Annotated in this window: 6 protein-coding genes; all 6 read right to left on the bottom strand. The window is 31.3% G+C overall.

Features of this window, described 5'->3' with window-relative positions; all coding sequences use genetic code 11:
• On the bottom strand, positions 1-2,740 hold a 2,740-nt coding region (locus tag RMO70_RS04025; RefSeq protein ID WP_310555137.1), incomplete at its 3' end, for a hypothetical protein.
• 173 nt (positions 2,741-2,913) lie between these two features.
• On the bottom strand, positions 2,914-3,759 hold the full coding sequence (locus RMO70_RS04030) for a glycoside hydrolase family 16 protein (protein ID WP_310555138.1): 846 nt from the start codon (positions 3,757-3,759) through the stop codon (positions 2,914-2,916).
• A 17-nt stretch (positions 3,760-3,776) separates the two neighbouring features.
• Positions 3,777-5,663: a glycosyl hydrolase family 16 gene (locus RMO70_RS04035; RefSeq protein ID WP_310555139.1), complete on the bottom strand. Its 1,887-nt coding sequence runs from the start codon at positions 5,661-5,663 to the stop codon at positions 3,777-3,779.
• A 15-nt stretch (positions 5,664-5,678) separates the two neighbouring features.
• A complete protein-coding gene (locus RMO70_RS04040; protein WP_310555140.1) occupies positions 5,679-8,813 on the bottom strand; it encodes a glycoside hydrolase family 2 TIM barrel-domain containing protein in 3,135 nt (1,044 codons plus the stop codon).
• Between the two features lie 293 nt (positions 8,814-9,106).
• Entirely contained in the window at positions 9,107-11,926 is a 2,820-nt protein-coding gene (locus RMO70_RS04045; protein ID WP_310555141.1) for a triple tyrosine motif-containing protein, read from the bottom strand.
• A gap of 117 nt (positions 11,927-12,043) precedes the next feature.
• On the bottom strand, positions 12,044-13,180 hold a 1,137-nt coding region (locus RMO70_RS04050), incomplete at its 5' end, for a T9SS type A sorting domain-containing protein (protein ID WP_310555142.1).

Here is a 13,180-nt window from a genome sequence, read left to right on the forward strand (position 1 = left end):
CTTCTTCGAAAATCTGTAAAATTGAATCTGACTCTTTTTCAACTAATAGTTTATAAGTTTCATCATTTTTTAGGGTTTCTAATGCGTTTTTTAAATCTGATGCATTGTGAAAATTTCCATTAAAGTGATAGTCGCCTTTACTATCTTGATTGATAATTTGTGTGTTATTCTTTTGAAGAAGGTTTGTTAGTAAATTAGATTGTTTTACTTTATTGTTGGGTAAAATATTTTTTTCTAAAAATTTTGGAAGTTCTTTGTTTGGATACAAAATATAACTTTGTTGATCTGGTCTGTACAAAGCACTATTTCTTAAACTATTCAAAATTTCTAAGCTTTCTTTTGCACTCAAAAATCCAGAGCTAATAACAGCCACTTGACCTTCTAGCATCTCTGATAAGTGCGAAATTGCTACTTCCTCATTCTGTATAGACATTAAATTATATGCCTGATACAAATTATCCTCTCGCTGATTTGCTTTAATCGAATGATCAATAAAATCTAAACAAACTGATGTAAAGTTTTTTAGTCCTTGCATAGAATGTGTTCTTTTCTTGCCCCAAAAACCACTATTATATACTTGAAATCGATATTCTGATGCTGCTTTTCCTAGAGCATCCATTATTTTTTTTCTATCTTGATTATTGATAGGTGCATCAAGTAAAGGTTTGAATTTGATTAGATTCTCTCTAATGGCGTGATAAAACTCAACCATTTCATTAGAAATTTTAATGTTTTCTTGTGTTGATGTTTCTAGTAAATTTTGAAAAAACTTTAAGAATCGTCTCAAATAATACAGTGTGACCATAGAAACTCCGTTACCAACCAATGCATTATTAGCATCATTCCATTCTGGACGTTGTGTGTTCATCCAAATACCAGCTTCAGGAATAAAATTAGACATTTTAGACAATACAGTTGCTAGTATTTTTTCAATAAAATTGACATGATAAATTTCGTCATTATTATCTCGTAACAACGCACCATCCGCACCATTTAATTCTTTACGGGTATTAATTTTTTTATCCCATTCGTGGTTGTATTCTATAGTATCTTTTGGGTTTTGAAGAATATTTTGGTACGGTTTTATAGTATAAGGCACTGCCGCATAAACAAAACAGTCTTTTTCGAAATAAGAATGTAATTTACCAGGGCTAAATTTTTCTATAAACTCTAAAAATTTTAATAAATAAATAATTTGATGATCACCCCAATATCCAATATAAGACCAAGGATTGTCTGGTTCTATGGTTTCCCAGTCGAAACCTGATTTGGTAACTCGGTATGGATTGTATCCATCAAAAGTTGAAGCGTTTAAAAATTTAAAAATCATACCCTCAATAAATTCTGGATAAGAATAGGCTAACGCTTCCCAATTTTGGAAAATATCTCTCCAGTTTCCTTCGTAATCTAATATTTTAGATCCGTCAATTTCACTTCGCGTATTGATTGAAAATTTATTCCAAGGACGGCTAGGATCTCCGTGTCTTCTACTAAATTTGAGTGGTAAATATTCTGTACATAAACGAATTAAATCGACATCAGTTTGTTTATAAAGTAATTGTTGTAAATCAGAATATGAAAACTCTTCTTTTAGATTGCTTATAAAACTTTTGTTGATTTGAAATATATTTTTATTTGCTTTAGACAAATAAGAAATAAAATCTTTTTTTTCTATTTGATAATTATTGTCAAAAATTCCGCCACGCATACTATTGAAAAGTACATTTGAGAAGTGCCGTGTATCTTTTCTTTTATCAGCTGTAAATTGTAATCCATCGGCTGTGGCATTAAGCGCAATTAGGTTTTGTTTTCCTAATTCTACATCTTCATTTAATTTGTTTTCAAGTATTTTATCATTCAAAATATCATCATTGAGTTGAATAACTTGAGATTGATTTTGATTTACATTGGCTACAATTTTCCAGTTTTTGGAAGTATTTTTTAGTAATTCTATTTCAGATGACACAAAATAGGCTCCTTTTTCTCCTTTAATATCTTTTTCAGAATGTAGTTTTTGTTTTTTTCTGAAAGCTGAAAGTTGCATTGAAGAAAGTAAATATGTTGGATTATCGAGTCCTAAACTCCAGGCTATATTTGCTTTGAGTGCTTCGCTTGGTTCTGCTTTGTCAACAATAATAGCGCTTAAAGCAAAAATAGCTAGACCACTCTCTTCTATAATCTCGTTTCTTTTGTAGGCGTCAACAAGATTACTGGTGCTCATTTGCAAATCACTACTTACACCAAAGGGCAAAATATTCTGAATTCCATCAAGTAATACTATGGAATAATTGTTTTGAGAATTATTTGTAATTTCAGATTTTTTGATAAATCCATATTTATTACTTGAATTCCATTCGTATCTATAAGTTAATTGAAAATCATTAAGAATTTCTTCAAAAATTATTTTGTTTCCGTATACGTTTTTGTACAAATTTCTTGTAATCGAATATTCGTCATTAAATCTCTCTGAGAATGGTTCCCAAAGATGGATTTGATTTTCAAAATGGATTTGAAAAATGGATTTACTACCCGTAATGTCAGCAAATTCAGTAATTTTATCATCGGTATAATATGGGAAAAGCGCAAACTCGGCATTTTTTCTACCTGCTGTAAGTCCTCCGTTGCTAGATATAAACATCCAATGGTTTGAATCGCTTACTATACTCATAAAAAAAGGACGCATACTATCGTTATTTGCTATTTTATAGAATTGTTCTCCTTGTATAGTTACTATATCCATTGCTGTATTTTTGTTTATAATATAAATTTTACTCAATAAATGAGATTTTGATTTTGATTATTTTTAATTGAATTTATTACAAAACAAAACTTCCCGATTAGAATTATATTTGAAATAAGTTCTGAATTTGGGAATTTTGATTTTTAAATAATATTTTAAAACTGAAATTAAATTTACTTGTAAACCCTTACGTAATCTACCGTCATTGTTTGTGGCAAAGGTGTTTGCTCGGTAGGGAATCCTACAAAATTTCCTCCAACTGCAATGTTTAAAATTAAAAAAAATGGATTGTCATAAACCCACTGTCCTTTTAGTAAGACATCGCTTTTTTCGATGCATTGGTATAGGTAATCATCAACATAAAAGTCCATTTTATTGGCGTCCCATTCTACTGCAAAAACATGATAATCTACGTCATAACGGCTGTTTTTTAAAGCGTAAGAACCAGTAATTGCATTACCTCCTGAGTAACCAGGGCCATGTATAGTACCGTTGTTAATATTTGGCAGTTGACCTCTTAACTCCATAATATCAATTTCTCCACATTGTGGCCAGGCATTTGTTGTAATATTGGAACCTAGCATCCAAAAAGCAGGCCATATTCCAGGTCCATAAGGTGTTTTTAGTCGAGCTTCATAACGACCATAGGTTTGAGAAAACAAACCTTGGGTTTTTATTCTAGCAGAAGTAAAAGCTGATCCTCCAAAATTTTCCTTTTTGGCAGTAATTACCAAATTACCATTCCCGTCCATAGCCACATTTTCTGGTCGATTGGTATAATACTCCAATTCTTGGTTTCCCCAACCACCGTTTCCTGTTCCTATATCATAAGTCCATTTAGTTGCGTCTGGTGATTCTCCCGTGGCGCCGTTAAACTCATCATTCCATGTTAATTGCCAATTTCGTTCATCAACTTTTTGTTTGTCGTCAGAATTACAACCAGACAACGAAAATAAAAGGATTGAAAGCAAACTAAATTTTTGCAGATTACATATATTGTTTTTTGAAAAATATTTCATACTATTATTTTTATAAATTAATTACGGAAGTAAATATTGTCTAAATAAATATCGCCATTACCATCAAATTTTAATTGAATTACATCACTCATATTTACTGGCGCAAATGCAGATAATGGAATATCTATACTTCGCCAACCTCCTACTCCTGAAGAAGGAACGGTTAATGTAAATGGTCTTTCTACAGGTCCTGTGCTTATGAGATACACTTTTAAACTAGTTGAATTAGCTGTATAATAATCTAAATGCAAAAAGTTTTTTGTTGACACGTTTTGGCTACTTCCGATTTGTAATCCTTGGTAATTAAGTCCTGCATATTTAAGTGTATTATTTCCTGCAACTGGTACTTGTGTAGTAATTGTTGCTTGTCCCCAGTTTGGATTTAAATTAGATCCTGCAACATTGGTGTAAGCATCGCTAAAAATTGAAGTGACATTTGCTGCTGGAACTGAAGGTGTTGGTGCAGCTGTAGTTGGCACTGCTGGAATTATACTACCGTCGTTGTAGAAATAAATATTATCAGCGTAAAAAGTAGAAATATTTGCATTTGTAGTACTCAATATTATTTGAGCCAAGTTAATTTTTCTTGTTAAACCAGCTAAACTTGATAAAGGTATGTCTAAACTTATCCAATTTTGAGAAACTAAAGTAGGTGTAAAATAAGTACGAGAACCTGTTACATCATTTCCTCCGCCAAAAGCAGCATCTGGTCCCCAGTCGTTTACTTCAATTTTAAAACTAGTGCCTGCTGGTAATGGTGTTGCTCTTGGAATAAATATATCTAAATGCAAGTGCGACATTAAAGTGGCATTAATTGTAGGTGCACTAAACTGTATTCCTACAAAATTAAAATTTGTATAGTTTAAAACATTGTCAGTACCTACGGTAAAATCAGCTGATTGTGTAGTTTGAAAAGGCGCATAATATCCGTTATAGTAATCAACTGGAACATTAGGATATGTTTCGCTAAAAATTGAAATAACACTAGCTGCACTTCTTGTTGGTGTTGGAGCATTTATGAATGCACCCGAAGAATTTATTGTTAATGAGCCTATTGCTAAAGAGCCTCCTAATTTTGCAGTGATTTTAGTAGTTCCTGAGCCAATTATTGATATTTTACCCAGATCATCGACTGTCGCTACTGATGTATCTGAAGATGTGAACACAAAATAGGCTGGAGTTACTGCTACTTGCTGATTAATTCCATTAGGTAAATTGAAAATTGAAGTCAAAGCATCGACTGTTTTTGAAACTCCTATGAATGAGGTCTCCACTTTATCTACTCCGTTAAAAATAGAGCCTTTGCCATGGGCGACAGTACCTAATTTTTCGAATTTCACATCATCTATCCAAAATGTATAACCAAGGCCACCTTCGGGTCCTTCCGATATAAAAAACATTCCTTTTTCTGCTTTTAATTTTGAAGCATCTGAAATCGGAATAATATATTTTTTCCAAGCTGTACTTATGGTTAATCCAGAAATTGAAGCTTGATATTTATTGGCTCCAAAGTCATTTCCAAAACCAACTACATCAATTGTTGCAGCTTTAGACGATCTTGCCCAAAAAGTTAAAGCATCATAACCTGACAAGTCTCTACCAACAGAGGTAAAGAAGGAACCACCAGCATAAGCTCCACTGGGATCGTTTACATTGGGCACATCAAAACGCATAGAGGCGCTAGAACTACTATAAGTTTCCTTATTATCTACTTGAAAAGCTGAGGGTACTGCGCCACCAAAAGATGCATAGTTTAATCCAGGACTAAATCCGTCGATAAAAACCTCTGGATTAATTGGAAAGCTTGCTTCTTCTAGTTCATTTAGCTCTTTTTCACATCCTGAAAAGAACATTACAATCATCAATAGCGATGTAGATTTTACAAAATTAAAATTTGATTTCATAATATTTATATTTTCTTAATTTCCAATATTTATAAGAACATAGGTTCTGATTTCCCACTCTTGACCGTTTGAAAAACCTATTGCATTTGGATTAGGAACAAAATTACCTGTTCCATCTAACATTTGAGTAGGATTGTATCTTGGGGAATATTTGTCTAATGAACGCCATGCTCCACGAACACCTATGCGTGTATTTGGTAATATAAACCAATCAGGTTTCCCTATTTGTGTTGAAATATCTGCCATTAATTGTACTGGAAAAGTTAGGTTAAAATCTCGGTGGTAATCATAAGGTCCCCAATCGTTTATTTTGAAAAAAGTGCTTAACTTGATTTTATTATAAATCATACGCATATCAATACCAATTCGATTAATGGTTCTGCCATCACTTCCATTTGCTTGACCTTCACCACCATACATATTTACAATAAAGCTAAAATCTCTATTGAATTTTGATACTATACGAGTATTAATTTCATACAAATTTTTGGCAGGAGCTGCACCTGGAAAGGCAAAAGTAGTTCTTCCATTTGGGAAAATTCCAATGGCAGCATCTTGTGTAGTTGGTAAACGACGGTAAACTATACCAGCGCTAAGAGAAAATTTAGAATCTTCTGTTCGATCATTATCCCAATCATACATCCACGTACCAGGAGTTGGATCGTAAGTAAGTAATAATTCTCCTGCAACTTGTTCTCTATTGCCTCTAACAACAAAAGGGTCATCAAGAATATTTCTAGGTCTTCCGGGAGCTGGAACATTTGTTGTCATTGGTCCCTCAATTGGTTTTTGCCACAAGAAGTTAGGTGCAATTTGTAATTTACCAACAGTATAGGTAAATCCACTTAAAAAGTTGTATTGATTTCCACTACCGCTATCTTTTAAATGCCATCCTGTAAATGTTTTGGTATAATCGGCTCCACCGTTTGCAACTAATCCCATAATGGCAGATTGTCCATACCAATTAAATGTTCCACCTAGGTAAGTAAATTTAATTTTTCCTCCCCAATTGTCTTTAGATTCTATTTGATTTTGATATACTTTGTAATTTCCCTCTTCGCCTCTTGATACTTGATAATCTCTTCCATTCAATGGTTGACCTCCCCAGATACCTCCTAAATCAATTCCAAAATTACCAATTTTTCTATTCATATGTAAAGTCAACCTTCTAGTTTTGGGTTGTGGAATTGCAAATGAACTTTGAGTAAGGCTTTGTTGTGCTATATCTTCGTGAAAAATACCTGTTAAATCAAATTTTCCAATTTTTTTAGAATATTTAAGTAATAAAGCTGGATTAGCTCCCCACCAAAGTTGTGGTCCAAAGGCTAGTTTTAAACCTTTGAATAGTTTTTTTCCTTCAACTTCAAACCCAAAAGGTGCTGCACCATTATAAACATCAATTTGTGGACCATAATTAGCTTCTGGATATAAACCGAAGAAATCGCCTTCGTAACCCCAATGATAATGACCCGTTCTATAAAATCCATTTAAATCAAATAATTTATGGTTCCATTTATAACTGGCTTTGTAAACTTGAACTCTGTTGTTTGAGTCTAATGTTAGGTTGCCGTTATTGCTATTTACAGCTATTGGTAGTCCACGATTTTCATAAAATATTTGATCAATAGGATTTTTGGCTACGTTTCCTAAAATATTAAATTCAACATTTATAGATGAATTTGCTGATGGATTGCCTTCTACACCTATGAAATAGGATTGCATGTGATCAAAACCTAATTGGTTTGGATATGTGGTATTGTTTACAACCTCCTTTTTAGGTGTTGTAATTAAACTCCCGCCTGTATTGAATGTTGTAAATTCAGCTGATAGTCTGCTAAATCTAATTTTATCTCCTTTTTTACTGTCTAAAGCCGCCTTGTCTCCTCTAGCTTTTAGTGTTGCATCCATTTGTTGAATTCTATCAAAATGGTTTTTTATAGAACTCAATGTAGTTTCCGATGCGTACGGATTGAGTTGGTGAGCTTCTTTTAGAATATAATACGCAGAACGTGGATACAATTGGTACAAGCCTTTTGAATTACTTGGTCCTTTTGCACAAATCCCAAACCATTCTTCGTTCATATTATTTTCGCCTTCTTCATAATCTTTTTGATAACCGCCATTAGACCAAGAAGCTGCATTATCGTGGACATCTAAATTAACAGTTTGACCCGTTTTCCACCAACCATCACTAAATTGAAAAGTGAAACCTCCTAATGAATTTCCAGCTTTACCTAGACCAGCGGCATTCTCATAAATTTCTCTCCAATTGTTTTTTAAATAATAGGATTGTGATTTTTGATCTTCTTCGTTAGAGATCACATTAAAAGCATCAGAACCAAATTCTGTAAATAGAACAGGTTTTCCAGTTTCTTTTTTTACTTTTTCAAAAAAATCTCCAAATGATACACCACGATAAACATTAGATCCTAATATGTCAATATCTTTACATTCCTCGGCGATGATGTCTAAGAACAATAAGTCTCCGTTGCAAATTGCAATTGGATGTGAAGTATCAATTGCTTTCATAGCCACAACCGCTTCATTGAATAATTTATACATATAACGAGCACGTTTAGTCGATACTCTATCTTCTACAGGAATATTTTCTGTTGCTGCACCATCCCAAAATAGTCCATAATTATTTTCATTTCCTAATAGGAATAAAAGCAATCCTTTGGTATCCTTATAGTCTTTTATCATTTGTGTAACTTCATTCAAAAGTACTTCACGAGTAGCATCGTCAGAATATTCAGTATTAGCAACCCAAGTACCCTTTAAAGTTAATCCATAACGACCAAAAGTGTGGTTAAGCATAGTGTAAATTCCATAATTGGCATAAATATATTCTATCCATTTTTTAGGTATATCCGAATACACTCTTATGGTATTTACCCCCATATTTTTTAGCAAAGACATTTCGTCTTCTAAAGCTTCTTTAATAATATTGTCTGGTTGTTTCCACAAACTATAAGAAAAATTATTTCCAATAGGACAATAATCCCAGTTCATACCATTAATCATAAAATCATTTCCATTGACTTTAAGTTTAAATCCTGAATCAGACTTATCTATTATTACCTTATCCGATTGGGAATAAATAGCAGAAGAACAAAACCAGAAGGTTAGTAAAAAAAAGATTTTTTTCATAGGACGTACTTATTTAGATATTTGGTAAAAAATTGTAATAAAAAATTAATAAAATGTATTTTTATCTCTATTTAATTGATAGAAAGTTAAAAGTATTAGTAAATAATGATTTAATCAATATATAAACCTCAACAAAAAACATACACAGAAGTATTTTTTTGCTATTTATCAAATTACATCATAGTTAACAGTAATTTAATGTTGAAAATTCAATCTAGACACCTATAAAAAACAAATTGTAAACAGTTTTTGTTGTGGTGATGTATAGTTAAAATATAAAATTGATGTATATGTTATATTGAAAGTATATACTCAACAAGTCCTTTCTCGTGTTGTAATTCCATTTTTTTACGCAAACGATATCGTTTTATTTCAATACTCCGAACCGATATGTTTAATAACGGTGCTATTTCTTTAGATGAAAGGTTTAATCTTAAGTAAGCACAAAGTCGTAAATCATTTGGTGTAAGTAATGGATGTGCTAATTTTACTTTCTTCAGAAAGTCTTTATCGGCTATGTCAAATGCTTCTTTAAAAACATTCCAGGTATTATCATCGGATATATTTTTATTAATTGTAGTTATTACGGATTTGATGCTTCTTGAACTTGCTTCGTCTGAAGTTTTGTTTAAGTCTTCTTTTATTAATGAAAGTAATTCGTCTTTTTTGATTAAACTCATTGTAGAAACTGCTAATTCTCTATTTTTTGTATCTACATCCAATGATAATTGTTCGTTTTTCAATTTCATTAATTGCTGTTCATTTTCTAATTCTTTTATTTCTAGTAATAAATTGTTTTCTTCAATTAATTTTTGTTCTTGTTTCAAATAATAATTCTCATACGTTTTATTAATAAAATAGGCTAAAACAAATATCAATACAAAATAAAAAATCAATAACAAATTTGTTAAATACCAAGGTTTTGATATTACAAAAGAATAAATAGCAATGTTTTCAGGTTGAGAATTTGCTACTCTTGCTCGTACTTTAAATACATAATTACCTGGTGGCAAATTTTTAAAATTAACCGATGGTTTTGAACTCCATTCACTCCATTTCTCTTGAAAACCTTCTAAAAAATATTGGTATTCAGCATTTATGAATTTATCATATTCAGGCACAGTGTAGCTTAAAGTAATATTATTTTCTTTGTAATTAAAATTTCCTTCTCCAGAAATAGGATGATTAAATATTTTTCCCTCTAATTTACTGTTGCTTATATTTGTTATGGATACTTTATAGTTTTTAAAGCTTAAATCATTAATGTTAATTGTATAATATCCGTTTGATGTTCCAACTAGATAAATTGATTTTGAAAGTTGTGTTATATTTTCAAAACCCAAAAGTGAGTTTGTTAATGAGGCAGGAATTGGAATTGTATTTTGTTTGAGCTGTGTGCTTAGTTTGCTTAGTGAAAAATAGTTAATATAATTTTTTGAAAATAACCAAATTTTATTCGATTCATCTACAATTATTTTTCCAGAAGTATATTCATCTTTTTCAAAAACCGAACTTAAAACTGTGTCTTTACTAAACTTTTGTGTTTTAGAATTTAGCTTAAAAACTCCTTTTTTAAAGGCGTAGTAAATTTCATTATTATATTTTACTAAGCTTGAATTTTTTCCTTTTGAGGGATTTTCATAAGTATTTATTTTTAAAACTTTTTCTAGATTTGAATTAACGTTTAGCCTAAAAACGCCTTTATATTCGTGACTTACATAGATATTATTAGCATCTAAAATTTCTAAATACCTAGAAGATGAATTAAACCCATTGATTTTATTTTTAAAAGTCCATTGATTATTAACTTTTTGTAAAACGGAAAGACCATAATAATTTCCCTGTAGCAATATGTTTTTTTGATTTGGTATTTTGGTGAATTTCCAAGTTCCAGATTGTGAAAAAATATTTTTTGCTGTTTCATTTTCAATTACAAAAGTTCCAGAGTCGTGACCGCAAAAAAGCGTTCCTTCATATTCAAATAGTGACCATACTTGTCCTTTTGTACCATTTACTAATTTAAAATCGGCACTACTATTAATATTTTTACAAAACAATCCTTGATTTGTACCAAAATACAGCTTACCATTATGAAGTATTGAACTGTATATAGTTCCCAAAATACCCGCATTGTCTGAATGACTTCTTATAGGCGATTGCAGATTGATACAATTAATCCCATTATCCAAACCAACCCAAAGATTTTTATCTAAATCTTCAAATAAAGATAAAGCTGTATTGTTACTAAGCCCTTTATTCTGATCAATATGGTACCTAGTATTGCCCAATTGGTCTAGAATAAAAATTCCTTTTGAAACAGATCCAACTGCAAAACTCCCATCAGAAAGAAGTTGACTACTATAAATACTACTTGATTCTAATTGAGCATCAGATTTGGTTACAAACTTTGACAAATTAGAATCCTTAAATTTATAAAAACCTTTTAATTGAGTATGAATTAGCAAGCCATCATCTTTCGAATAAATTGCGGCTATTTTGTCTTTTTGTAGAATGATATTATTCGAAATAATTTTACTTTTACCATTCTCAATTTCATACAATCCTTCTTCTAATACTTGGTAATATATCGAATTATTAGTTTTAAATATTTTTGTGATATTGTGTTTCGGCGTAATAATTTTAATCTCTGAAGTTTTTGTGTCATAAATGTAAATTCTACTTAGAGATTGAAATATTATCCATTGATCATAGTTTATAATATTCCAAAATTGTTCATCATCAAGTATTCTATTCTTAACTGAATTGGATAATGAAAAGTATTTAAGTTGCCCCGTGGATTGTCTTTTCCAATATCCAAAGTTCATATAGCAACCTGTGTATATTTTATCCCCAACTACTTTTACGGATCGGATAATAGTTTCATTTGGCGAAGGATTCAATGTCCAATTTGATCCATTATATTCAAGTAAACCATCATTATTAGCAAAATAAACATACTTATTTGCATCTTGAGAAATCATCCAATTTTGATTTCCAGCAGCATAAACGGTGGAAGTATATTTTACAATAGGTGGTAAATCTTGAGAGAATCCCAAAATTCCAGTAAATAATAAAACAAGTAAATTTAATTTTGATAGTTGAATTGGAAACATTGTAGCTTTTTACTTAAAATATTAAAGGTATAAATAAATCCTTTACTATTTTAAAAAAATAAAAACAAAAAAGCACGTCTTTTAAAACGTGCTTTCAATTTAAAAAACTAAAAAAACTTATTCTTTAATAATTCTAGAAGTAGATACATTACCGTCGATAGTAACTTTTACAATATAAACTCCAACTTGAAGAGTAGAGATATCTAGAGTAACCAATTGATTATTTGGAGTTTTAGAGAATACTTCTTGTCCTAATAAATTGTGGATAGAAACTTTTTCAACCACTTTATCAGCATCTATTGTAAAGTTTGTAGTCGCAGGATTTGGATACATTTTTATATTTGAAGCTTCAAATTTAGCTGTTGATAATGTATTATTTTTACTAAAATATACATTGTCATAATATAAATTCCCATTTCCTTCAAATTTAAGTTGAGTAACAGGGTTTCCATTCCAAACCGCACCACCTAAACCAGGGTAAGTAGCGAAAAATGAAAGTGGGATAAAAACGCTTTTCCAAACACCTCTTTCCAATGTTTCATTTCCTCCTGTCAAACTAATTGTATATCTTGGTTCTTGTGGAGAACCGCAACAAGGTACTTGTGGATCAAGAACAAAAAATTGAATTTGGCTTGATGTAGTAGCATAATAATCTAGATGTACATAATTATATCTTGGCAAACCTGCATCTAAAACACTTAAATCAATAGCAGAAAATGCTGGACCGTAATAACTTAAATTTGTAAGTTTAGCAGTCATATTACCATTGCCTTGAATATCGACTTGTGTATTGGGCCCACCACCAGTAAAATCTTGAAAAACAAATCCCGAAACTGTGTTTGTAGAATAGGTATTACTGTATACTGAAAGTACTTCGCTTTCTGGAATTAATGGAACTGGGGCTGATACTATTGGGTCTAAAATACAAGCTGAACAACTACCACCGCAATCAACACCAGTCTCTGTTCCATTTTGAATTCCATCGGTACAGGTTGGCACTGGAGGATTAGTTAATTTTTCAGCATTGAAACGAATATTATCAATATAAATAGTACTATTAGCTGCACGATCGGGATTACCCTGAGTCCAATCTACAAAAACCACAAAAGCTGCAATATTAGTTTCTAACGTTGGTGGTATAGCTGGAAGAGTCCAGCTAAGTGTTTGCCATTGATCTACAACAGTATTGCCAACATTTTGATTGACTATTTGAAATGTACTAGCACCAGTGTTTGTAATCATTTGTATTCCAAC

The organism is Flavobacterium sp., assembly GCF_031422135.1.
Lineage (GTDB): Bacteria > Bacteroidota > Bacteroidia > Flavobacteriales > Flavobacteriaceae > Flavobacterium.